Here is a 24401-nt window from a genome sequence, read left to right as displayed (position 1 = left end):
CCTGCCTGGGAACGAATCCTGCCCCGACCGGCCCCGAGAAAGCCAATCGGGCCCCGGCCGAGCCACCCGAACATCGCCCGCCCGTTGGAGGTGTGACGCTCCGTCGGCTCCGGCGGACCGGGAGCGGGCGGCGGTCGGGACGACACGCCGGAAGACCAGGGGGACGTTCCGTACTTGTCGGACACGCCTGCCCCGTGCAGGGCTACCGTACGCCCTAGGACTGACAAGCCCAAACACGCCCCTCGCCCTTGTGTCGCAAGGGTTCGGGGCGGGCTTGGGCGGGTATGGCGCCAATCGGACATTTGACCGATCCGCGACACGTCGCCGGGAGGGCGGGTCAGAGCTTGACGGCGGCCGTCACGGCTCGACGACGGCCCTCACAGCTTGACGACGGGAAAGGCCGACGTGTCGAGGGTGCCGACGATGCCCGGGGTCGGGCGGGAGGGCACCGGCGCCTCCTGGGCGCCGGCCAGGGCGGCCTCGCGGACGGCGGAGGCGACGGTCTTGGCGACGTCCTTGTGGAAGACGCTCGGGATGATGTAGTTCGCGTTCAGCTCGTCGTCGGCGACGGTGGTGGCCAGCGCCCGGGCGGCGGCGATCATCATCTCGGTGTTGACGGTGCGGCTCTGGGCGTCCAGCAGGCCGCGGAAGACACCCGGGAAGACCAGCACGTTGTTGATCTGGTTCGGGAAGTCGCTGCGGCCGGTGGCGACCACGGCGGCGGTCTGCCGGGCGACGGCCGGGTCGACCTCCGGGTCCGGGTTGGCCAGCGCGAAGACGATCGCGTTCTCGGCCATGGTGGCCAGGTCGTCGCCGTCCAGCACGTTCGGGGCGGAGACGCCGATGAAGACGTCGGCGCCCTCCACGGCCTCCTTGAGGCTGCCGGTGCGGCCGGAGCGGTTGGTGTGCTCGGCGATCCAGCGCAGGCTGTCGTTGAGGTCGTCCCGGCCCTGGTGGACCACGCCGCGCACGTCCGCCACGGTGGCGTGCTCGACGCCGGCGGCCAGCAGCAGCTTGAGGATCGCGGTACCGGCGGCGCCGGCGCCCGACATGACCACCCGGATGTCGCCGATCTCCTTGCCGACCACCTTCAGCGCGTTGGTGAGGGCGGCCAGTACCACGATCGCGGTGCCGTGCTGGTCGTCGTGGAAGACCGGGATGTCCAGGGCCTCGCGCAGCCGGGCCTCGATCTCGAAGCAGCGCGGCGCGGAGATGTCCTCCAGGTTGATGCCCGCGAAGCCGGGGGCGATCGCCTTGACGATGGCCACGATCTCGTCGGTGTCCTGGGTGTCCAGGCAGATCGGCCAGGCGTCGATCCCGGCGAAGCGCTTGAACAGGGCCGCCTTGCCCTCCATCACCGGCAGCGCGGCCGCCGGGCCGATGTTGCCCAGGCCCAGCACGGCCGAGCCGTCGGTGACCACGGCGACGCTGTTGCGCTTGATGGTGAGGCGGCGGGCGTCCTCGGGGTTCTCGGCGATCGCCATGCAGACCCGGGCGACGCCCGGGGTGTAGATCATGGACAGGTCGTCGCGGTTGCGGATCGGCAGCTTGGAGGACATCTCGATCTTGCCGCCGAGGTGCATCAGGAAGGTGCGGTCCGAGACCTTCCCGATGGCCACGCCGTCGATCGCGCGGAGCTTCTCGACGATCTCCTCGCCGTGCGCGACGGAGGAGGCCGCCACCGTGACGTCGATCCGCAGGGCCTCCAGGCCGGAGGCGGTGACGTCGAGGCCGGTCACCGAACCGCCGGAGGACTCCACGGCCGTGGTGATCGCACTGACGGCGTTGCCCCGGGCCGGGACCTCCAGCCGTACCGTGATCGAGTTCGAGACACTGGGCACCGTCGCCATCGACGCTTCCTTCTTCCGTCCGTCCCGCAGGCTCAACATCGTCGAGATTCAACATTTTGTTGAAGGCATCGCCTGCGCGCATGCTAGACCTCGATCGTCGCACCTTCCAAGGGGTAGCCAGAAATAACGTTCATTGAGTGTGCGGATCCCACAACGCACCCTCCGGCTCGGGGCGCGTCACGCGCCGGACTCCTTGCCTCTGCGGGCCGATGCGTTACATTGGACAGGCACCGGCTCGATCCAAGCCCCCGGGCCCAACCTTCGTCCCTTCGAGGGACCACTTGCCGCGAGGCGAGCATGGCGGGTCGGTGTTCAAACGTCTGAAGGCCCCTCACCATCGGTGAGGGGCCTTCGTGCTGCCGGGGCTCGTCGGCCCCGGCGCCGGTCAGCCGCGCAGCAGGGCGGGCACGCCGGCCGCGTCCGGCAGGTCGTCCGGGCCGGAGAGCACCGTCAGCCGCTGGGTCGCCCGGGTCAGCGCCACGTACAGCACCCGCAGGCCGGCCTCCGACTCGCCGGCGATGCCGGTCGGGTCGGCGACCACCGTCGCGTCGTACTCCAGGCCCTTGGCCTCCAGGCTGCCGAGCGCCACCACGCGCTCGCCCAGGCCCTCGGCCCACCCGGCCGCCTCCGCCCGGCGGTCCATCGGCACCACGATCGCCACGGTGCCGTCCACCTCGCCCAGCAGCCGCTCCAGCTCCGCCCGGGCGGCCCGGCCGAAGGCCGCCGGCGACGGGTCGGCGACGGCGGCGAAGCGCGGCTCCACGCCGACCTCGCGCACCGCGCTCGGCGACGGGGTGCCCGGCGCGGCCAGCGCCAGCACCTTGGCCGCGACCTCGGCGATCTCGGCCGGGTTGCGGTAGTTCACGGTCAGCGTGAAGCGGCGGCGCGGCTTGCCGGACAGCACCTCGTCCAGCGCGGCCTGGGCCTCCTGCGGGAACGGCCAGGAGGACTGCGCCGGGTCGCCGACGATGGTCCAGGTGGCCATCCGGGAGCGGCGGCCGATCATCCGCCACTGCATCGGGGTGAGGTCCTGGGCCTCGTCCACGATGACGTGCGCGTACTCCTTGCGCTCCACCGGCTGACGCTCGCGCTGGCGGGAGTTGCGGTCGGCGAAGGTGGTGACCTCGTCCAGGCCGGTCAGCAGGTCCATCGCGTCCACCTCGCGGACCTTCGGCCGGGCCGGCTCGCCGAGCAGCACCTGCAGCTCGTCCACCAGGGCGACGTCGTGCGCGGACAGCGCGCCCTCGCCCGCCGGGGACAGGTGCCGCCAGGACGCGGCCAGCCGCTTCGCCTCGTCCGGGGTGACGGCGCGGCGGGCGATCCGGTTGGTGTGGCGGTACTGCTTGAGGGTGCCCAGCACCCGGCGCGGGGTCAGGGCCGGCCACCAGGCGTCCAGGAAGTCCAGGAACGGCGCCTCGTCCGAGACGTACTCGTCGAAGGCCTCCTTCTCCTCCTGGCGCTGCTCGCGGGCGTAGTGGTCGGTGGGCTTGGGCAGGTGCCGGGTGGCCTCCTGCCACAGGGCGTCCAGCAGCAGCCGGCGGGCGCGCGGGCGCAGCAGGTTCAGCGGGGTGCCGCCGGAGCCCACCACGTTGCCCCGCACGGCCTTCAGCCGGGCCGCGTCCAGCTTCAGCACCTCGCCGCGGGCGACCACCTTCAGCTCCTGCGGGGCGCCCTGCTCCAGCGCCGCCCGGGCGGCCCGGCGCAGCAGCTGCACCATCCGGGCCGAGCCCTTGATCCGGGCCGCCTCCGGGCTGTCGTAGGTGCCGGCCTCGATGCCGTCCACCAGCGAGCCGACCGCGCGGATGGCGACCTGGCCCTCCTCGCCGAGCGAGGGCAGCACGCCCTCGGTGTAGGAGACCAGCAGCGGGGTCGGCGAGACCACCAGGATGCCGCCGGCGTAGCGGCGGCGGTCCTGGTAGAGCAGGTAGGCGGCGCGGTGCAGGGCGACGGCGGTCTTGCCGGTGCCGGGGCCGCCGGTGACGAGGGTGGCGCCGGCCGCGGCGGCGCGGATCACCTCGTCCTGTTCCTTCTGGATCGAGGAGACGATGTCGCGCATCGAGTGGCTGCGGGCGCGGCCGAGCGAGGCCATCAGCGCGCCGTCGCCGACCACGGCCAGCTCCTCGCCGTCCAGGGTGGGGGTCAGGTCGGGGCGCAGCAGGTCGTCCTCGACGCCGATCACCCGGCGGCCCTTGGAGCGGATGACCCGGCGGCGGATCACCCGGCCGGGCTCGACCGGGGTGGCGCGGTAGAAGGGCGCGGCGGCGGGGGCCCGCCAGTCGATCACCAGCGGGCCGTACTCGGCGTCCAGCACGCCGAGGCGGCCGATGTGGAGGGTCTCGGCGACGGCCGGGTCGGCCGGGTCGAGCGGGGTGTTCGACGGGATGCCGTGCTCCTCCGGGGCGTCCGCCCGCTGGAGGTCGATCCGGCCGAACAGGAAGTCCTCGAACTCGCTGTTGAGCCGGTGGAGGTGGGCGCCCGCCCGGTAGACCTGGGCGTCGCGCTCGGCGAGGGCGCCGGGGGTGCCGACGTGGACCCGCTTGGCGGCGTCCTCCAGGATGTACTCGGCCTCGGCGAGCTTCTCCTCCAGCCGGTGGTAGACGGTGTCGAGGTGTCGCTGCTCACCGGCGATCTCGCGCTCGCGGACGGTCTCGTGGTCGGGGGCGGAGGTGGTATCCGTGTTGCTCTGCATGGCCCTCGGTGGTCGCGGCTGAATCCGGCTCCGGAAAACGAGCGGACGGATGATCCTACGCCCGGCCGGGCGCGGGCGCCTCACCCGGGATCGTGCCCCGCCCGCTCGCCCGCCCACCTCCGGCCCGGGGCGGAGGAAATGCGAAGGCCGCCCCCCGCTGAGCGGTGGACGGCCTTCACTGTGAACATGGGGTGGTGGAGATGCCGGGAATCGAACCCGGGTCCAGTGGAGTTAATTCAGGGCTTCTCCGAGCGCAGTCCGCTGTGCTTTTCTCGGCCCTGGCGGTCACACGGACAAGCCGCCAACAGGCCCAGCTGCTGTTTGATTTCCCCTCCGCCCCCGCAGCCCGGGCGGACGGTTGAGTTCCCTAGATTATGCCAGGGTCCGGGTCGGGAACTCCCCGGGCTGACACCCAAGCGCTATCGGTGCTTATTAGGCAGCGAGAGCGAACTGCTGGGAATCGCGCTTAGAGTTGGCGATTATTTTTTTGCGACACGTGGTTAACGAGATCATTGCCGCGTTCCTCGGCTCGCTTCCCCTGTTTCAACATCCCCTGTCGAAACCGATCATCCCCATGTTTTGTTGAGAAACAGCTCGGACGGTGACCGTCCGTGTTGCTTGCGCCATAGTACGCGAGGCGACGGGCGGGGGTCCAGCGGATTAACCCCGCCGTCTTGACAGGCCGCCGCCGGTCAGCCCTGGCGCCGCCGGGCCGCCGCCACGGCGCGGGCCGTCTCGCGGGTGTCCTGCTTCTCGCGCAGCGTCTGGCGCTTGTCGTACAACTTCTTGCCGACCGCGAGCGCGAGTTCCAGCTTGACCCGGCCGTCCTTGAAGTACAGCGACAGCGGGACGAGCGTGTGGCCGGCGTCGCGGACCTTGGTCTCGATCTTGCGGATCTCCAGCTTGTGCAGCAGCAGCTTGCGCTTGCGCCGGGCCGCGTGGTTGGTCCACGTCCCCTGGGTGTACTCGGGGATGAAGACGTTGTCGATCCACGCCTCGTGGTTCTGGATGTAGGCGTAGCCGTCGACCAGGTTGGCCCGCCCCTCGCGCAGTGACTTCACCTCGGTGCCGGTGAGTACGAGGCCGCACTCGTAGGTGTCGAGGATCGTGTACTCGTGTCGCGCCTTCTTGTTCTGCGCGATCAGCTTCTGTCCGGTTTCCTTTGCCATAGCGCGGTCATTCTCGCACTTCCACGCCGTTCCGGGCAGCTCCTTTAGGCACGGGTGCCGATCCCGGCGAGCACCCGCAGGGCCAGCGCGTCGGCGTCCTCCCCGGCCGCGGCCGGGACGTCCGGGGCGAGGCCGGTGCCGTCCGGCGAGCGCCCGGCCGGGGTGTGGTAGCGGCCCACGGTCAGCTCCAGCACGGCGCCGTCGGCGAGCCGGCTGGGCTGCTGGACGGTGCCCTTGCCGAAGGTCCGGGCGCCGACCACCAGGGCGCGGCTGCGGTCCTGCAGCGCGCCGGCCAGGAGTTCGGCGGCGCTCATCGTGCCGCCGTCCACCAGCACCACCAGCGGGGTGCGCTGGTCGCCGCCGGGCGGGGCGGTCAACTCCCGCTTCTCGCCGCGCTCCTCGTACGAGCCGACCGGGCCGCCGTCCAGGAAGATCCCGGCGGTGCCGACCGCCTCGTCCAGCAACCCGCCGGAGTTGCCGCGCAGATCGAGCACCACGCCGGAGTGCGGGGCGCGCAACGCGGCGCGCACCTGGTCGGCCACCCCGGTGGTGAAGGCCCGGACGGTGATCCGCAGCGCGCCCCGGTCCAGCCGCTCGGCGGTGACCTGCTGGCTGTCCAGCAGCGCCCGCCGCAGCCGCAGTTCGCGCACCTCACCGCCGTGCTGGACGGCCAGGGTGACCTCCGAGCCGACCTTGCGCTCGTCGCCCTGCCCGCGCAGCCGGGCCACCACCTCGGTGACCGGCAGCCGGTCGGCCTGGTCCCGGTCGATCCGCAGCAGCCGGTCGCCGGGGGCGATCCCGGCCTCGGCGGCCGGCCCGGCCGGGGTGACCCGGGAGACGGCGGTGACGCCGTCCTCGCCGCGGCCGACCGAGAGGCCGACGCCCAGGTACCGGCCGTCCAGGCCCTGGCTGAACTCGGCGTACTCCTGGGCGTTGTAGTACGCCCCCCAGCGGTCGCCGCCGGCCGCGAGCAGGTGCTCGGCCTGCTGCTCGGACAGCGCGGCGCCGGCCGGGTCCGGGCCCGGACCGACCGCGACCGGGGCCGTGTCGGCGGACGGGCGGCTCGGCGGCCGGCTCGGGTCGCCCCAGGCGCCGGTGGCGGCCCCGGCCAGCAGCAGGGCGCCGAACACCAGGCTGAGGGTGGCCACCTGCCGTGCCCTGCGCGGAGTTTGCAGCATGGCATCGGAGTGTAGACACCGCGTCGCGCGCGCCGGGCCGGAACGGCGGACCGCGGAACGGCGACGGCCCCGGACGGCGCAGTGCCGTCCGGGGCCGAAGGAACCTCTCGGGATCAGACCTTGAGGTACTTGCGCAGCGTGATGAACGCCGCGATGCCGGCCATGCCCATACCCACCACGACCAGCAGCGGGATGACCGCGAGCACCGAGCTCAGGCCGATGAAGTGGATGAACTGCACCCGGTCGGCCAGCCAGTGCTGGACGAAGAAGTGGCCGCCGAGCAGCAGGCCGGAGGCCATCACCGCGCCGAGCAGCGCGGAGAACGCGGCCTCCGCGATGAACGGCATCTGCACGTAGAAGTTCGAGGCGCCGACCAGGCGCATGATGCCGGTCTCGCGCCGCCTGCTGAACGCGGACACCCGGACGGTGTTGACGATCAGCAGCAGGGCGACGAAGAGCATCAGCACCATGATCACCCAGGACGCCGTCTGCAGGCCGTTCAGCAGGCCGAACAGGTTCTCCAGGATCTTCCGCTGGTCCTCGACCGACTTGACGCCGGGCTTCCCGGCGAAGGCGCTCTGGATGACGTCGTACTTGGTCGGGTCGTTGAGCTTGACCCGCCAGGACTGCGGCATGGCGTCCGGGCCCAGGACGGAGATGAGCGGGTTGTCCGGGTTCATCTCCTTCCAGTGCTTGTACGCCTCGGCGGAGCTCTCGTAGGTGGAGGACTGGACCACCGAGTCCATCTTGTCCAGCTGGCCCTTGATGTCCTGGACCTGCTGGTCGGTGGCCGCGCCCTTGTCGCACTGGGGCGAGTTGCGGGCGTCCGCCTTGGTGCAGAAGTAGATGCTCACCTCGACCTTGTCGTACCAGTACCCCTTCATGGAGTTCACCTGGTCGCGGACCAGGAGCGAGGAACCGGCGAGGGCGAGGGAGAGCGCGACACTGACCACGACCGCGATGGTCATGGTCAGATTGCGGCGGAGACCCACACCGATCTCCGACAGGACGAACTGGGCACGCATGCGGGAAACAACTCCAGGGTCGGTACTGCGGGGTCGGGCGATCCGGGCCGGCGGCCCTGCGGGTCAGCGCTGGTCGGTCAGTGCTGGTACCCGTAGACGCCGCGAGCCTGGTCGCGGACGAGCAGCCCCTTGTCGAGCTCGATGACGCGCTTGCGCATCTGGTCGACGATCGCCTGGTCGTGGGTGGCCATCAGCACCGTGGTGCCGGTGCGGTTGATGCGGTCGAGCAGCTTCATGATGCCGACCGAGTTCTGCGGGTCGAGGTTGCCGGTGGGCTCGTCCGCGATCAGCAGCATCGGGCGGTTCACGAAGGCGCGGGCGATGGCCACGCGCTGCTGCTCACCACCGGACAGCTCGCCGGGCATGCGGTCCTCCTTGCCGCCGAGGCCGACCAGCTCCAGCACCTCGGGCACCACCTTGTTGATGGCGCTCTTGGGCTTGCCGATGACCTCCAGGGCGAAGGCGACGTTCTGCGCGACCGTCTTGTTGGGCAGCAGGCGGAAGTCCTGGAAGACGGTGCCCAGCTGGCGGCGCATGTGCGGCACCTTCCAGTTGGACAGCTTGCCGAGGTCCTTGCCCATCACGTGCACGGCCCCGGTGGAGGGGCGCTCCTCGCGCAGGCACAGGCGCAGGAAGGTGGACTTGCCCGAGCCGGACGAGCCGACCAGGAAGACGAACTCACCCTTCTCGATCTCCAGCGAGACGTTGTCCAGGGCGGGACGATTCTGCTTGGGATAGGTCTTGGAGACGTTGTCGAATCTGATCACGGCTGCATCACGGAGGCCATCCTATGGCGGCGCCAGTCCTCGGTCGGTCCACCCCGGAGGCCCGGTCCGGGGGCGGGCGAAAGGAGCGCAGGAGGCCGCTCCCGGTCTGGGACCATACGCGAATCGGCGGCCGGCCCGCAGGGACGGCCGGGGGTCCGGCCGGGAATCTGGGAGGCAATGTCCGGTTATGCACCGAAAATTCCGGGGCATCTCACAGCCCGGGAGCCGGAACGGTCAGAACCTGGCAGAGTTGGAGGTGGCGGCCTCATCCGGCCGATCCCCCGCACAGGGCACGACCAGGAACCAAAGCGCCGTCCGGTGCGTTGGCAGTAGCAGCGAGGAGGAGATCGCATGACCTGCGACCATCTGGTGTGCGCCAACTGCAACGGCCGCGTGAGCGACGGCCGTTGCCCGGTGTGCCGCGCCAACCGGGCCCGGCTGCAGGAGCAGCAGGGGCCGTTCGCCGCGCTCTCCCCCGCGATGCTGCTGGTCCTGCTGGCCGGGCTGCTCGCGGTGGCGCTGATCGCGCGGCAGGCGCTGGCCTGAGAACCCCGACGTACCGAAAGGGCCCCGACCACGGCTGGTGGTCGGGGCCCTTTCGGTACGTCGCCTACTGCTCGGCGGTCTCGCGCTGCTTGCGCCAGCGGATCCCGGCCTCGATGAAGCCGTCGATGTCGCCGTCCAGGACGGCCTGCGGGTTGCCCGCCTCGAACGCCGTGCGGACGTCCTTGACCATCTGGTACGGGTGCAGCACGTAGGAGCGCATCTGGTTGCCCCAGGAGCTGCCGCTGTCCTTGAGGGCGTCCATCGCCGCCTTCTCCTCCTGGCGGCGCCGCTCGAGCAGCTTCGCCTGGAGGACGTTCATCGCGGACGCCTTGTTCTGGATCTGCGAGCGCTCGTTCTGGCAGGAGACCACGATGCCGGTCGGGATGTGCGTGATGCGCACCGCCGAGTCGGTGGTGTTGACGCCCTGGCCGCCGGGGCCGGAGGCGCGGTACACGTCCACCCGCAGCTCGCCCTCGTCGATGTCGACGTGGTCGGACTGCTCGACGACCGGGAGCACCTCGACACCGGCGAAGGAGGTCTGCCGGCGGCCCTGGTTGTCGAACGGCGAGATGCGGACCAGGCGGTGGGTGCCCTGCTCGACGGAGAGGGTGCCGTAGGCGTACGGCGCCTTGACCGTGAAGGTCGCGGACTTGATGCCGGCCTCTTCGGCGTACGAGGTGTCGTACACCTCGGTGGGGTACCCGTGCCGCTCGGCCCAGCGCAGGTACATGCGCATCAGCTGCTCGGCGAAGTCGGCGGCGTCGACGCCACCGGCCTCGGCGCGGATGTTGATCAGCGCCTCGCGGGCGTCGTACTCGCCCGACAGGAGGGTGCGGACCTCCAGCTCCTCGACCGCCTTCTGGACGGCGCTGAGCTCGGCCTCGGCCTCGGCGCGGGTGTCCGCGTCGTCCTCGGCCTCGGCCAGCTCGAACAGCACGCCCAGGTCGTCGATGCGGCCGCGCAGGCCCTCGACGCGGCGCAGTTCGCCCTGGAGGAAGGAGAGCCGGCTGGTCACCTTCTGCGCGTTCGCGACGTCGTCCCACAGGGTGGGGGCGGCTGCCTCCTCCTCCAGGACCGCGATGTCGGCCCGGATCTTGTCCAGGTCGAGGACGGCCTCGATCGACCCCATGGTCGTATCGAGGTTCTTGAGCTCTTCGGAAGGATCGACGGCTGCCACGCCCCCAGGGTAATGGTTCCGAGGGTGCTCATGACGACACCCCCGGCACCACCGGTCCCGCGGCCCGGCTACGGCGCCCGCGGGGCCGTGCCGTGCACCGCCGGGCGGGCCGGGTGGCCGACGTCCGGGGCGGTGGCCGCGAAGGCCGTCCAGGCCGCGGCGGCGCCCGCCAGCAGCAGCACGGTGGCCAGCAGGACGGCCAGCAGCCGGCGGCGGCGCAGCAGGGCCTGGCGGTCCCGGCGCTGGCCGGGGGCGGCGCGCTGGGCCCGGGACTCGGCGGCGTACGCGGCCAGCTCCTCGGCGGACGGGCGGCGCAGGCTGGTGTGGGTGTCCCGGGTGGAGTCCGGGGCGACCCCGGGCACCAGCGGGACGGCCGGGCCGCGGCGGCGCTTGTGGACGCCCGGGCCGGCGTCCACCTCGGCGTAGACGGCCTCGCCGGGGGTCAGCTGCTCCTCGGCCGGGGCGCGGCCCTGGCCGGGCACGGCCAGCACCGGCAGGCCGGCCAGCGAGGGCAGCTGCTCGCGCAGCCGGGCGGCCAGCTCGGCGGCCCGCAGCCGGGAGGCGGGGGCCTTGGCCAGGCACTCGGAGATGATCCGCCACAGCCCGTCCGGCAGGCCGGGGATCGGCGGCACCTGCTCGGTGACGTGCCGGCGCAGCACCGCGCCGGTGTGGCCGCCGCCGAACGGGGTGAAGCCGGCCAGCAGCTCGTAGAGCACGGTGGCGAGGGCGTAGATGTCGACGGCGGCGCGCGGCTCCAGGCCCTCGATGATCTCGGGGGCGAGGTAGTCGGGGGTGCCGATGATCCGGGTGGCCCGGGTGCGGCGCGGGGCGTCGACCAGGCGGGCGACGCCGAAGTCGGTGAGCTTGGCGCGCGGGGCGCCGCCGGGGCCGGGGGCGGCGGCCAGGTCGAGCAGGACGTTCTCCGGCTTGACGTCGCGGTGGACGATCCCGGCGGCGTGCGCGGCCGCCAGGCCGTCCGCGACGTCGGCGATCACCGAGGCGGCGGTCTGCGGGGGCAGTGCGCCGTCGCGCTCCAGCCGGGAGCGCAGGTCGGTGCCCTGCACCAGCTCCATCACCAGGGCGAGGTCGCTGCCGTCCACCACCATGTCGCGCACGCCGACCACCCGGGGGTGGTCGAGGCTGGTCAGCGCGGCGCGCTCCTGGACGAAGCGGCCGACCAGCACCTGGTCGGCGGCGAGGTCCTCGCGCAGCAGCTTGACCGCCACCGGGCCGTCCGGCCCCTCACCGAGCCAGACCGTCCCGGCGGAACCCCGGCCGATCACCTGGTGGACGGTGTACCGGCTGCCGATCTTGCGTGCCAATGCTGCTCCGTGGGCGGCGCGGGAGCGCTCCGGCGGGCCGGAACGCTCGGTGGGGCGGGACAACAGCGACCAACCTACGCGCCCCGAGCCCCTGTGCGGGGCGCCTGAGGGGGCTCGGGCGGCACTCTCGGGCGGGAAATCTCGTGAATTGTCGACAAAGCGTCAATCTCATTGCCAGGCCGGGACACGGGGCTCCGGGACGGAACCCCGCGGCGGGGCGTCAGCGCACCGAGGTCGGCAGCGTCCACCGCTGCCCGGGCGAGCCGTCGCAGCCGGCCAGGTCGGCGCTGCCGCCCGGCGCGGTGCCACCGGACGGGTCCCGCAGGCACCCCTGGGCGCCCTGGTTCCACAGCGCGCCGACCAGGCCCACCAGCCACACGTGGTACGGCGAACCGTTGCAGGGGTTGAGCGAGGCCCGGTTGCCGTCGGTGCCCAGGCACTTGCCGTTCTGCCGGACCGTGCCGTCGATCTCCACGCTCCACTGCTGGGCCGGCGAGCCGTCGCAGTCCAGGAGCGCCACCGGCTCCGGGCCGTCCGCCGGGCTGCCGTCCGGCGCGTAGGCCAGGCAGCGGCCGCCGGGGGCGCCGATCGGGCCCACCGGGCGGCCGGGGCGCACGTCGGTGGCGAAGGACTCGGTGCGCAGGCCGGTGCCCCCGCTCCAGACCTCGAAGCCGGCCTCCACCGAGATCAGGTACCAGTCCGGCTTCACCACCCCGCGCGCCACCGCGTCCCGGACGAAGGCCCGCAGGTCGAGGTCGGTGACCGAGGTGACCGGGGTCTGCGCCTGGTAGGCGACCATCGGCCACTGCTTGCCGTTGGCGGGGATGGTGAGCTGCCAGCTGGTGTAGCCGACCCCGCCGATGTTGGCGGTGCTGCCGGCGGGGCTCGCCGAGGCCGGGGTCCGGTTCAGCCAGATCATCAGCTCGGCGCCGTCCGGCTGGCCGTTGGCGGCGGGGGTCGCCGGGGTCGTGTTGAACCAGAGGTCGTACGCCACGTTGAAGTCGCCCCGGGCGGGCAGCGTGGTGGACCAGCTGCTGGTGGCCCGGCCCAGCTCGGAGGCCTTGACCGGCAGCGCGCTGCCCGGGGTGCAGGTGCCCCAGTGGCAGCCGTCGAAGATCTCCGGGTACGCGGCCGGGCCGGCCGGCGGGCTCGCGTTCGCCCGGGAGTCCAGGACGGTGAACCCGGCCCGGCCGTCCGTACCGAGGCACTGCGCGGCCCCGCCGTAGTTGTTGTTGTCCACCACGTACCGGCCGCCCGCGACCGGGACGGTCTCGTACTGCAGGCAGTGCGCGACCTCCGCCGCCGCGGCCGGGCCGGCCGGCAGCAGCAGCCCGGCCGCCGCGAGCACCGCGCCCATCAGCGCGGCGCCGGCGCGCCTCCCCAGCGCGCCCACGTCCAGCGCTCCCTTGTCCCGTGCACCCATGCCCCGTACCCCCCTGGTCCGATCGCTATTTGTTCGAACTGCCGAAGATGTCGCCGACCCAGGCCCGCGCGGTGTCGAACCAGCTCACCACGTTGTCCCAGTAGTGCGGCAGCGGCGTGAAGTTCCACAGCGCCAGCGCGGCCACGGCGAGCACCAGCAGCACCATCAGGCAGCCCTTGAGGCAGCCCAGCCCCGGGATGTACATCCGGTTGCGGCTGCGCGGGCGCCGCTCGCGCGGCGGGGCGCTCTCCCGGCGGGGCGGCTCGTACGGCTCCTCCCGGCGCGGCGGCGCCGGCGGCTCGGCCCGGCGCGGCACCGGGGTGGGCGCGGGCGGCGGCGGGTAGCCGCCCTGCGGCTGCCCGTGCCCGGCCGGGGCCTGCCGGTAGCCGCCGGGCGGCTGCGGCCGGCCGGCCCCCTGCGGGCCCTGGCCGCCCTGGTTGACCTGGTAGGGCGGCGGGGCGACGGGCGGGCGCTGGGCGTAGCCGGGCGGCGGCGGGCCCTGGCGGCGCTGGTCGGGGTGGTAGCCGCCCGGGGCGCCCGGGGGCTGCGGCCGGCCCGCGCCCGGGTACGGCTGGCCGCCCTGCGGCGCCTGGTAGGGCGCCGGCGCGACCTGCGGCTCGTCGAAGTCCTCCGGGCCGAAGTAGCCGACCTGGGTCTGCTGGTTGCGGTCGCGGGCCGCGCGCAGCTGGGTCTGCCACGGGTGCGGCGCCTCCTCCTGCGGCCCGGGCGGCCCGGCGGGCGGGGGCGGCGGGACGGCGGTGGGCGGCATCACCTGGGTGCGGTCCTGGGCGCCGTACGGGGGCGCGGGCGGCGGCTGGGTGCCCATCACCCGGGTCGCCGCGGCCGGGTCGTAGTGGGAGGCCGGCGGGGCGGAGGGCAGCACCTGGGTGCGGTCGTCGGCGCCGGGCACGCCCAGCGGGACGGCCGGCATGCTGCCGGGGACGGCGGTCGGCTGCGGGTCCGGCAGCAGCAGGGCACCGACCGCCAGCGCCTCGTCCACCGCCGCCGGGGAGGCGTGCACGCCGACGCCGGCCGCGACCACGCGCAGCGCCCGGGCCAGCGAGGTGGCACCCGGCCGCTGGGCCGGGTCCTTGCGCAGGCAGCGCTCGATCACCGTCCACAGCGGCTCGGGCATGGTGCTGGGCCGCTGCGGCTCCTGCGCCAGGTGGGCCTGGAGGACGGCCAGGGCGCCGTCGCCCTGGAACGGCTGCCGGCCGGTGACCAGCTCGTACAGCATGATCCCGGCGCCGTACACATCCACCGCGGAGGTCTGCGGGCGGCCCTCGGCGGACTCCGGCGCGACGTACGCGGGGGTGCCGACGAACTCGTGGGTGCGGGTGATGCCCGGGGAGTCGGCGAGCCGGGCGATGCCGAAGTCGGTCAGCATCGGGTGCATCTGCTCGGTGCCGTCCACCAGGACGGAGGCGAGCAGCACGTTGGCCGGCTTGAGGTCGCGGTGGACGATCCCGTCCGCGTGGCTGGCCGCCAGCGCGTCCGCCACCTGGGCCATCAGCAGGGCGGCCGCGATCGGGCTGAAGGGGCCGTTGGCGCGCAGGTAGCGGGCCAGGTCGGGGCCCTCGACGAGGTCCATGACCAGGGCCAGCAGCTCGCCCTCCACCACCAGGTCGCGGACCCGGACGATGTTGGGGTGGGTCAGCCGCAGCAGCAGCGAGCGCTCGCGCAGGAAGCGCATCACGACGTCCGGGTCGGCCGCCAGCTCCTCGCGCAGCACCTTGATCGCCACCCGCTGCCCGGGCTCGCTGCCCGGCACCTGGACGTCCGCGCGCACCACGCCGCGCCAGACGGTGCCGGTGGCACCCCGTCCGAGGGTCTCATCGAGCAGATACTTGCTGCCGACTGGCCGCACCTTGTCGCACTCCTCGCCGTGCCGCCCGCGCGGGGCGCTCCTCCGCCCGTGCGGTGAGCGTGCCGGGCCGTGTCTGCGGCCACTCTAACGGTGCCCGTTCGGGTTTTCGGGGTGTCCTGCGGGCCATCCGAGCGGGGTTGGGGGAGATCCCCTAGGGGAGCCCCCGAGGCGGGCCGGGAGGGCCGGTCCGGAGGCGGTTGACCTGACCCTCCGTCGCCTCCACCATGGCGATGATCGCAAGATCGTCAAATCCGGTACCGTGCGCGGACCGTCCGTGACGGATGGCAGGATGGACACTCGCCACTCGTGTGGCCCAACGGGTCGCCGCAGCCGCCCGGCGCGGCCGCGACCACACCCGGCAGCGGTACCAGGCTTCACCCCAGCAGAAGGGACCCGCGGGCGAGATGCAGATCCGGCTGACCGTCCTCCGACCGCGCAGCGGCCCGGCCGCCGCCGGCTCCGCCATCCCCTACGTGGACGTGCTGGTCACCGCCCCCGTCGGCACCGCGCTCGGCGCCCTCGCGGGGGCGCTCGCGGGCGCCGTGGGCGTGCGCGGGCCGCGGGCCGCCACCCACGTGCACCTGTACGCCGGGGCGCACCGGGTGGACGAGCACACCCTGCTCGGCCACCCCCCGCTGCTCGACGGCGCCGTCCTCAGCCTCAACGAGCCCGACCCGACCGCCGACGACCCCGACGACACCCCCGCCACCGCCGAACTGCGCGTCGTCGGCGGGCCCGACGCCGGCGGCGTGCACCGGCTGCACGGCCGGGAGATCCGGATCGGCCGCTCCGGCGAGGCCGACGTCCCGCTCGACGACCCCGACGTCTCCCGGCTGCACCTCGCCCTCCACCTCGCCGAGGACGGCCGGGTCACCGTCCGGGACCTCGGCTCCACCAACGGCACCACCCTCGACGGCCGGATCGTCCCACCCGGCCCCACCGAGGAGGCCGTCCCGCTGGAACCCGGCGCGCTGCTGCGGATCGGCGAGTCCACCCTGCAGCTGGTCGTGCCCGACCCGGCCGAGACCGGCCCCGCCCGCGCCGCCCTGCCGGACGGCCACGGCCACCTCCAGCTCGCCGCCCCCGGCCCGACCCGGCCCGCGCCCCCGGTCGTCGAACCGCCCGCCGCCCCGGAACCGGCCCCCGGCCGGGGCCGCGGCCTGTTCTCGCTGCTGCCCGGCCGCGCCGCCGAACCGCCCGGCCAGGAGAGCGCCGAGCGCCACCACGCGGCCGTCCGGCTGCGCCAGACCGCCGCCCAGCGCGAACGCTTCCCCGACCCCGCGACCCTGCTGCTCAATGCCGTCGGCCCCGGCCCGCGGCTGTGGGAGCGCGGCCCCGGCCACCCCGACGCGCTCACCCTGCGCCTGGGCACCGCCGACCGGCCCGGCGGCCCCGGCACCACGCCCGGCACCCTGCTGCCCGCCGTCCCCGTCACCCTCGACCTGCAGACCGCCGGCAGCCTCGGCCTCAGCGGCCCGCGCGAGCGGCTCGACGCGCTCACCCGCGCCGTCGTCGCCCAGCTCGCCGCCCTGCACCCGCCCACCGGCCTCAGCCTCGTCGTGGTCGACGCCGACCCGGCCCGCACCCCCGAGGACCGCGCCGACACCTGGGCCTGGGCCCTGTGGCTGCCGCACCTGCGCCCGGTCGACGGCCAGGACTGCCGGCTGCTGCTCGGCCTCGACGACGAGCAAGCCACCGCGCGGCTCACCGAGCTCACCGCCCGGCTCAGCGGCCCGACCGGCCTCGGCGGCCACCCCGCCACCGTCGTCGTGGTCGACGGCCGCCCGGCCACCGAGGCCGCCCGGCAGGCCCTCGACCTGCTGCTGCGCCAGGGCCCGGCGGTCGGCATCTTCCCGATCTGCCTCGCCGAGCAGCCCGAGCTGCTCCCCCGCGGCCTCGGCGCCACCGCCCTCGTCACCGGCGAGGTCGGCACCCACCTCTCGCTCGACCGCCCGGTCGCACGCGGCCGCGAGACCCTGCACGAGATCTCGCTCGACGCCGTCTCCGACGCCTGGGCCGAGCGCCTCGCCCGGGTCCTCGCCCCGCTGCGCGAGGCCACCCCCTCCGCCCGGGGACCGCTGCCCGACGCGCTGCGCCTGCTCGACCTGCTGCAGCTCGACACCGTCACCCCGGCCAAGCTCTCCGCCCGCTGGGCCGCGCACGCCAGCGGCATCGGCGCCGCCACCGCGCTGCTCGGCACCACCCGGGACGAGCTCTGCACCCTGGACCTCGCCGACCCCGACCTCGCCCTCCCCTCCCCCGACCCGGGCGGCCCGCACCTGCTCATCGGCGGCGCCAGAGGCTCCGGCAAGACGGAGCTGCTGCGCACCCTGATCGCCTCGCTCGCCGTCTCCGAACGGCCCGAGCGCCTCGCCGTCACCCTCGTCGAGGGCCGCAGCGTCGCGGACGGCCAGGACGGACTGGACGGCTGCACCGAGCTTCCGCACGTCACCGGGCGGGTCAACGCCGCCGACGACCCGCGCGCCGCACTGCTCGCCGCGGAGGCCCTGGAGGACGAACTCACCCTGCGGGAGCGGCTGTTCGACGGACTGGACTTCGCCTCCTGGCACGCCGCGCGCATCCTGGACGGGCACGGGCTGGACGGGCACGGCCTGGACACGAGCGCGGGCCTGGACGGGCAGGGCGCCGCCGCCCCGCAGGTCCCGGTGCCCGCCGCGGTCGGCGCCCGGACCGCGCCGGCGCCCCGGATCGTCCCGCCGCGCGGCCCCGACTCGCCCCTGCCGGCCGCGCCCGTCCCACCCCCCGGCCCCGCCCCGGCCCGGCTGGTCGTCGTCGTCGACGACTACGACGCGCTGCTCTCCCCCACCTCCCCGGTCGGCCGGCCGCTCGCCCGCGCCCTCGCCGCCGTCGCCCGCCGCGGCGGCCCGCTCGGCGTCCACCTGGCCGTCGCCACCGGCCGCCCGGAGGAGAGCGCCGGCACCGAGGTCGACGAGGCCGCCCTGCTGCGCATCGCGCTGCGCACCGAGGACCCGGCCGACTCCGACCTGCTGATCCACCTCGGCGACGCCGCCGCCCTCCCCGAGGACACCCCCGGCCGCGGCTACCTCCGCCTGCCGGACGGCGGCGTCACGGCCTTCCAGACCGCCCGGATCAGCGGCCGCATCCCCCGCACCGCGACGCTGCGCCCGACCGTCGTCGCCATCGACCCGCTCCAGCTCGGCGCCCCGCCCGCCCGCCGGCCCGTCCGCGAGCTCGGCAACGGCCCGACCGACCTGGCCCTGCTGGCCAGCGCCCTCCAGCGCGCCGCCTCGCGCTGAGCCGAGGTCGGCCGCACCGGCTTCCCGCGCGGAACGCGTGAGGGCGGGGCCGGAGTCCGAGGGCTCCGGCCCCGCCCCCACGGCGGCGGATCAGCGCGTCAGGCGGTGCACTTGACGGTGCGGTTGACCAGGGCCATGCCGGTGACCTTGGCGCCGTCCACGGTGAACTCGTACTGCCAGCCCTGCTGGCCGTCCACCGGCAGCTCGTACGCGCCGGCCTTGTTCTTCTGCAGGCCCTTGGCGCCGTAGGCCTGCTGGAGGGCGTCCAGGGTGGAGCCGGCGCCGATGCCCTCGGCGGTCCTCGCCTCGGCCGGGGCGACGAGTTCGCGCAGGCCGGAGGCGGCGAAGGAGGCGCGGCCGGCGGTGAGGAAGGCCTTGTCCCGGGCCTCGCGGGCGAGCAGCATGTCGACGCTGGACTGGGCCGCGTCGGCCATCAGCTTGGCACTGGCGGCGGACTGCTGGGCCGCGTCGGCCGAGTTCGCGGCCGCGGCCGCGGCGTCCTTGGCGGAGGCGCCGGGCGGCAGCGTCCCGGCCGGGGCCGGGGCCTTGCCGGCGGCCGCGTCGGCCTTGGCGTTGAGGTCCTTGTAGCGGGCCTCGGTGGCCGCCTCGGCGTCCATCCGGGTCTTGTCGGGCGCCGGGCCGCCCTTGTACGCGAAGTCGGTGCAGCCGTCGAGCAGCGACACCGGGGCGGCCTCCAGGGCGCCGCCGGCCAGGGCCGCGTCCTTGGTGACCCCCGGCTTCAGACCGCGGTAGCCGGCCGCCGAGAAGGCCTCCGGCCCCTTGCTGCTGGGCGCCGCCGAGGCGGTGGCGGCGGAGTCGGCCTTCGCCCCGTCCTTCTTGTCGTCGGAACACGCCGCCGCCCCGGCGACGAGCAGCGCCACCGAGATCCCCGCGCCCACCGCGCGGATCGGCCCGCGATGCGTCCTCATGTCATGACCCCCCTGATCGATTGTGGATCACTCTATCGAGGGCGCGAGGGCGCTCCTCAACCGGATTCCCAGGCACTCCGTACCCGGTCGCCCCGGAAACGGCGGTGGGGCCCGCGTCCGAGGACGCGGGCCCCACGAGGGCCGTCAGCCGACCGTCAGCGCATCGTGCCGGTGCGCAGGAGCGTGCGGATGACCCGCATCGCGACGGAGAGGCTGGACAGCTCGTAGTTGTCCGAACCCCTTATGTCGTCGAGGGTGCTCTTGGCCCGGTTCAGCAGGGTCCCGTTGAGCTCCGCCCAGGCGGTGTAGCGCTCCTCCGGGGTGGCGCCCTCGGGGCCGCAGGCCAGGATGTCGGCGGTCAGCGCCGCGTGCGCCGCGAAGAGGTCCTCGCGGATCGCGGCCCGGGCCATCGACGACCAGCGGTCGGTGCGGGGCAGGTCGATGATGCGGTCCAGCAGGTGCGAGATCTGCAGGCGGTCGCCCAGGTCGTAGTACAGCTCGGCGACCTCGGCGACGTCCTTGCCGGAGCGGTCCGCGACCTCGGTGATGTCCAGGGTCGGGAAGACCGAGGACAGCCCGGCGATCCGGGTGGCCAGGTCCTCCGGCACGCCGGCCCCGGCGAGCTCGTTGTAGATCGACTCGAACCAGGCCAGGTCCTCGCCGCGCAGCGGCTTGGGCAGCGAACCCCAGACCTGGTTGACCCGGTCGTGGAAGAACTCGATGGTGCCGGCGATGTCGAGCGGCTGGCGGCGGTTGTTGAGCATCCACCGGGTGGCGCGCTCGACCAGGCGGCGCGAGTGCAACCGCATCTTGGTCTGGACGCGGGCCGCGACCTGGTTGTCCAGGCCCTCGATCTCGGCCCAGGCCTCCTCCAGGCCGAAGACGGCCCGCGCGGCGGTGTGGGTCCGGGCGATCTCCTCGTAGGTCGCGCCGGTCTCCTCCTTCAGCCGGAAGGCGAAGGTGCAACCGCCGCGGTTGATCGTGTCGTTCACGATCAGGGTGGTGATGATCTCGCGGCGCAGCGCGTGGCTGTCGATCGCGTCGGCGAACCTCGCCCGCAGCGCGCTCGGGAAGTACTCGTGCAGCGCGGTGCGGAAGTACGGGTCGTCCGGCAGGTCGGTGGCCAGCAGCTCCTCGGCCAGGATGATCTTGGTGTAGGCGAGCAGGACGGACATCTCGGGCTGGGAGAGCCCGCGGCCGTTCTGCTGGCGCTCACGGATCTGGCGCTCGGTGGGCAGGAACTCCAGGCCCCGGTCGAGCTGGCCGGCCGCCTCGAAGCGGTTGATCATCCGGGCGTGGACGTTGACCATGCTGTGCGCCTGGGAGACGGCGTTGGCCAGCACCACGTTCTGCGCGTAGTTGTTGCGCAGCACCAGGTGGCCGACCTCGTCGGTCATCTCGGCGAGCAGGGCGTTGCGCTGCTTGACGGTCATGTCGCCCTCGGCGACGACCTGGTTGAGCAGGATCTTGATGTTGACCTCGTGGTCCGAGGTGTCCACACCGGCCGAGTTGTCGATCGCGTCGGTGTTGATCCAGCCGCCGGCGCCCTCGGGGCCGCCGGAGGCCGCGTACTCGATGCGGCCGAGCTGGGTGCAACCGAGGTTGCCGCCCTCGCCGATGACCCGGGCCCGGACCTGCTCGCCGTTGACGCGGATGGCGTCGTTGGCCTTGTCGCCGACCTCGGCGTTGGTCTCGCTGGAGGCCTTGACGTAGGTGCCGATGCCGCCGTTCCAGAACAGGTCGACGGGCGCCTGCAGGACGGCCTTCATCAGCTCGGCCGGGGTGAGGCGGGTCTCCTGGACGCCGAGCGCGGCCCGGACCTGCGCGCTGAGCTGGATCGACTTGGCGCTGCGGGGGAAGACCCCGCCGCCGGCCGAGATCAGCGACTTGTCGTAGTCGTCCCAGGAGCTGCGCGGCAGGTCGAACAGGCGGCGGCGCTCGGCGTACGAGGCGGCCGCGTCCGGGTTCGGGTCGAGGAAGATGTGGCGGTGGTCGAAGGCGGCGACCAGGCGGATGTGCTCGCTGAGCAGCATGCCGTTGCCGAAGACGTCGCCGGACATGTCGCCGATGCCGATGACGGTGAAGTCCTCGGTCTGGGTGTCGACGCCGAGCTCGCGGAAGTTGCGCTTGACCGACTCCCAGGCGCCGCGGGCGGTGATGCCCATGCCCTTGTGGTCGTAGCCGGCCGAGCCGCCGGAGGCGAAGGCGTCGCCCAGCCAGAAGCCGTACGACTCCGCGACGCCGTTGGCGATGTCGGAGAAGGTCGCGGTGCCCTTGTCGGCGGCGACGACCAGGTAGGTGTCGTCCTCGTCGTGGCGGACCACGTCGGCCGGGTGGACGACCTCGCCGGCCACCAGGTTGTCGGTGATGTCCAGCAGCGCCGAGATGAAGGTCTTGTACGAGGAGATGCCCTCGGCCAGCCAGGCGTCGCGGTCCACCGACGGGTCCGGCAGCTGCTTGGCGACGAAGCCGCCCTTCGCGCCGACCGGCACGATGACGGTGTTCTTGACCATCTGGGCCTTGACCAGGCCGAGGATCTCGGTGCGGAAGTCCTCGCGCCGGTCGGACCAGCGCAGACCGCCGCGGGCGACCTTGCCGAAGCGCAGGTGCACGCCCTCGACCTGCGGCGAGTACACCCAGATCTCGAACGCCGGGCGCGGGGCCGGCAGGTCCGGGATGGCCTTCGGGTCGAACTTCATCGACACGTAGGAGTGCCACGCGCCGGAGCCGTCGTGCTGGAAGAAGTTGGTCCGCAGGGTGGCCTTGATGAGGTGCAGGAAGGAGCGCAGGATGCGGTCCTCGTCCAGCGACACGACCTCGTCGAGCGCGCCGGACAGCTCCTCCAGGATGCCCTCGGTCAGCTCGGCGGCGCCCTGCTGGTGGCCCGGGCTCAGCCGCGCCTCGAACAGGTTGACCAGCAGCCGGGTGGTGTGGGTGTTGTTGCGGAGCGCGTCCTCCATGTAGTCCTGGGAGAACGTGGAACCCGCCTGGCGCAGGTACTTGGCGTACGCGCGCAGCACCGTCGCCTGGCGCCAGGTGAGCCCGGCGGTCAGGACCAGCTCGTTGAAGCCGTCGTTCTCGGCCTTGCCGGTCCAGGTGGCGGCGAAGGTCTCCTGGAAGCGCTCGCGGGCCTCGTCGGTCAGCTCGGTGGCCTCGCGCAGCTTCAGGCCGAAGTCGTACACCCACGCGGTGGTGCCGTCCGAGCGGCGCAGCGCGTACGGGTGCTCGTCCAGCACCTCGACGCCCAGGCGCTGGAGCACCGGCAGGACCTCGGTGAGCGAGATCGGGCCGCCGACCCGGTAGATCTTGAAGCGGCGCTCGTCGTCGCCCGCGCCGACCGGCTGGTACAGGTTCAGGCGGAAGTCGCCCGCGCCGTGCAGCGACTCGATCTGCTTGATGTCGGAGACGGCGGTGCGCGGCGGGAAGTCGGCGCGGTAGCCGTCCGGGAAGGCGTTGGCGTACTTGTGGCCGAGCTCGGCGGCCTTCTCCTCGCCCAGTTCGGTGTGCAGCTGGTCGTGGAAGCCGTCCATCCAGAAGCGGGCGGCGTCGGCGAGCCGGTTCTCGATCCGCTCGATGTCGGTGTCGGTCAGCTGCGGCAGCTCGGTGCCGGGGGCGACCCGGACGACGAAGTGCAGACGGGTCAGCACCGACTCGGTGGCGTACACCGTGTAGTCGATGGTGGCGCCGTTCAGCTCCTCCTTGAGGATGTCGGTGAGCAGCAGCCGGATGCGCGTGGTGTAGCGGTCGCGCGGCAGGTAGACGAAGGCCGAGAAGTAGCGCCCGTACTCGTCCTGGCGCAGGAAGAGGCGCAGCTTACGGCGCTCCTGCAGGTAGAGCACGCTGGTGGCGATGGAGAGCAGCTCGGAGGCCGGGGTCTGGAAGATCTCGTCCCGGGGGAAGGTCTCCATGATCTGCAGCAGGTCGCGGCCGTCGTGGCTCTCGCTGGAGAAGCCGGAGCCGTCCAGCACGGCCTGGACCTTGCGGCGCACGACCGGGATGCGGGTGACCGACTCGGTGTACGCGGCGGAGGAGAACAGGCCGAGGAAGCGGCGCTCGCCGATCGGCTCGCCGGCGGCGTTGAACTTCTTCACGCCGACGTAGTCGAGGTAGGCCGGGCGGTGCACGGTGGCGCGGCTGTTGGCCTTGGTGAGGACGAGCAGCTTCTTCTCGTGGGCCTTGGCGCGCACCGGCGCGGAGAGCCGGCCGAAGGCCTCGCTGACGGAGTGGTGGCGGTCGTCGTGGCTGTGCGGGTCGGAGCGCAGGATGCCCAGGCCCGTCCCGGCGACGGCCTTGAGGACCTCCTCGCCCTCGTGCTCGACCAGGTCGTACTCGCGGTAGCCGAGGAAGGTGAAGTGGTCGTCGGCGAGCCAGCGCATCAGCTCCCAGGCCTCGCCGACCTCCTGCTCGGGCAGGCCGGCCGGGGGCTCCTCGGCCAGCTCGTCGGCCAGGCGCAGCGCGCTGTCGCGCATCTTGCCCCAGTCCTCGACGACCTCGCGGACGTCGCCGAGCACGCGGCGCAGGTTGGTCTCGATGGTGCGCAGGTCGTCGCGGTCGGTCTCGCGGTCGATCTCGATGTGCATCCACGACTCGACGGTCGCGTCGGCGGGCCACTCGGTGCCGGCGGCCTGGCTGCGGGCGCAGGCGTCGACGTCCAGGATCTCCAGCAGCTTGCCGGTGATGTCACGGCGGACGACCAGCTGGGGGTGGATCACGAGGTGGATCGCGCGGTCCTGGCGGGACAGCTCGTTGGTGACGGAGTCGACCAGGAACGGCATGTCGTCGGTGACGACCTCGACCACGGTGTGGCCGCAGGACCAGCCGTTCTCCTCGACCGAGGGGGTGTGCACCCGCACCTCGGCGGTGCCCTGCGGGCGCTTGAGGCCCAGGCGGTAGTGGGAGGCGGCCGCGCCGTAGACGTCGACCGGGTCGTGGTCGACCAGGTCCTCGGGCGCGGTGTGGAGGTAGTAGTGGTGCAGGTACGCGGTCAGAGCGCCGTTGCTCAGACCCTCTCCCGGCGCCGCTCCCCCTACCTGGCTGTTCTCAGCGGCTGCGGCTGCCTTCTTGAGCAGTTCGGCCTTGGCTGCGTCCAGCTTGGTCTGCATGACTTCTTGGCTCCTGTCGCGCGCCGTTGCGTGACTCGGTGGTGTGTGGATGTACACCGCCGGGTCTCCCGCAATCCTG

The 24401-nt window shown here is 73.4% G+C and carries 14 protein-coding genes and 1 other RNA gene; 2 read left to right on the top strand and 13 right to left on the bottom strand.

Annotated elements, in window-relative coordinates; all coding sequences use genetic code 11:
- Positions 1-377 precede the first annotated feature (377 nt).
- The 7 genes from VM95_RS12980 to ftsE all read right to left on the bottom strand — a co-directional run bounded on the left by VM95_RS12980 (position 378) and on the right by ftsE (position 8678).
- Positions 378-1850: an NAD-dependent malic enzyme gene (locus VM95_RS12980; RefSeq protein ID WP_045695781.1), complete on the bottom strand. Its 1473-nt coding sequence runs from the start codon at positions 1848-1850 to the stop codon at positions 378-380.
- 385 nt (positions 1851-2235) lie between these two features.
- Positions 2236-4539 carry a HelD family protein gene (locus VM95_RS12975; protein ID WP_045695778.1) on the bottom strand — a complete coding sequence of 768 codons (2304 nt, stop codon included), beginning with the start codon at positions 4537-4539 and terminating at the stop codon, positions 2236-2238.
- 192 nt (positions 4540-4731) lie between these two features.
- Positions 4732-5113: a transfer-messenger RNA gene (gene ssrA, locus VM95_RS39650) on the bottom strand.
- Between the two features lie 118 nt (positions 5114-5231).
- Positions 5232-5708: an SsrA-binding protein SmpB gene (gene smpB, locus VM95_RS12970; RefSeq protein WP_045695776.1), complete on the bottom strand. Its 477-nt coding sequence runs from the start codon at positions 5706-5708 to the stop codon at positions 5232-5234.
- A 44-nt stretch (positions 5709-5752) separates the two neighbouring features.
- Positions 5753-6886, bottom strand: a complete 1134-nt coding sequence (locus tag VM95_RS12965) for a S41 family peptidase (protein ID WP_045695774.1) — start codon at positions 6884-6886, stop codon at positions 5753-5755.
- Between the two features lie 113 nt (positions 6887-6999).
- Positions 7000-7911, bottom strand: coding sequence for a permease-like cell division protein FtsX (ftsX, locus tag VM95_RS12960; RefSeq protein WP_045695772.1), 912 nt, complete (start codon positions 7909-7911; stop codon positions 7000-7002).
- Positions 7912-7988: 77 nt separating this feature from the next.
- Positions 7989-8678, bottom strand: a complete 690-nt coding sequence (gene ftsE / locus VM95_RS12955; protein ID WP_045695770.1) for a cell division ATP-binding protein FtsE — start codon at positions 8676-8678, stop codon at positions 7989-7991.
- 351 nt (positions 8679-9029) lie between these two features.
- On the opposite strand from ftsE, the gene VM95_RS12950 reads away from it, so the two are divergent.
- Positions 9030-9224, top strand: coding sequence for a hypothetical protein (locus VM95_RS12950; RefSeq protein ID WP_045695767.1), 195 nt, complete (start codon positions 9030-9032; stop codon positions 9222-9224).
- Positions 9225-9288: 64 nt separating this feature from the next.
- Here the strand turns inward: VM95_RS12950 and prfB are convergent, their stop codons facing one another.
- The 4 genes from prfB to VM95_RS12930 all read right to left on the bottom strand — a co-directional run bounded on the left by prfB (position 9289) and on the right by VM95_RS12930 (position 15013).
- A complete protein-coding gene (gene prfB, locus VM95_RS12945) occupies positions 9289-10401 on the bottom strand; it encodes a peptide chain release factor 2 (RefSeq protein ID WP_045695764.1) in 1113 nt (370 codons plus the stop codon).
- A 68-nt stretch (positions 10402-10469) separates the two neighbouring features.
- A complete protein-coding gene (locus VM95_RS12940) occupies positions 10470-11723 on the bottom strand; it encodes a serine/threonine-protein kinase (protein WP_045695761.1) in 1254 nt (417 codons plus the stop codon).
- 220 nt (positions 11724-11943) lie between these two features.
- Positions 11944-13146 carry a GH12 family glycosyl hydrolase domain-containing protein gene (locus VM95_RS44295; RefSeq protein WP_078859832.1) on the bottom strand — a complete coding sequence of 401 codons (1203 nt, stop codon included), beginning with the start codon at positions 13144-13146 and terminating at the stop codon, positions 11944-11946.
- Positions 13147-13171: 25 nt separating this feature from the next.
- The gene (locus VM95_RS12930) at positions 13172-15013 is read right to left on the bottom strand and encodes a serine/threonine-protein kinase (protein WP_045695758.1); all 1842 of its coding nucleotides are present in this window, start codon (positions 15011-15013) and stop codon (positions 13172-13174) included.
- 404 nt (positions 15014-15417) lie between these two features.
- Here VM95_RS12930 and VM95_RS12925 point away from each other — a divergent pair, with 404 nt between their 5' ends.
- Positions 15418-18291 (top strand): FHA domain-containing protein, encoded by a 2874-nt coding sequence (locus tag VM95_RS12925; protein WP_045695886.1) that lies wholly within the window; start codon positions 15418-15420, stop codon positions 18289-18291.
- Positions 18292-18389: 98 nt separating this feature from the next.
- On the opposite strand, the gene VM95_RS12920 is transcribed toward VM95_RS12925, so the two are convergent.
- Together VM95_RS12920 and VM95_RS12915 are read right to left on the bottom strand one after the other, a co-directional pair.
- Positions 18390-19220: a hypothetical protein gene (locus tag VM95_RS12920; protein ID WP_157882086.1), complete on the bottom strand. Its 831-nt coding sequence runs from the start codon at positions 19218-19220 to the stop codon at positions 18390-18392.
- Positions 19221-19375: 155 nt separating this feature from the next.
- Positions 19376-24322 (bottom strand): NAD-glutamate dehydrogenase, encoded by a 4947-nt coding sequence (locus tag VM95_RS12915; RefSeq protein ID WP_045695756.1) that lies wholly within the window; start codon positions 24320-24322, stop codon positions 19376-19378.
- Between the last annotated feature and the right edge of the window lie 79 nt (positions 24323-24401).

The organism is Streptomyces rubellomurinus (genome assembly GCF_000961885.1).
Classification (GTDB): domain Bacteria; phylum Actinomycetota; class Actinomycetes; order Streptomycetales; family Streptomycetaceae; genus Kitasatospora; species Kitasatospora rubellomurina.
The sequence above is the reverse complement of the archived record's forward strand: the minus strand, read 5'-3'. Positions and strand labels throughout refer to the sequence as shown.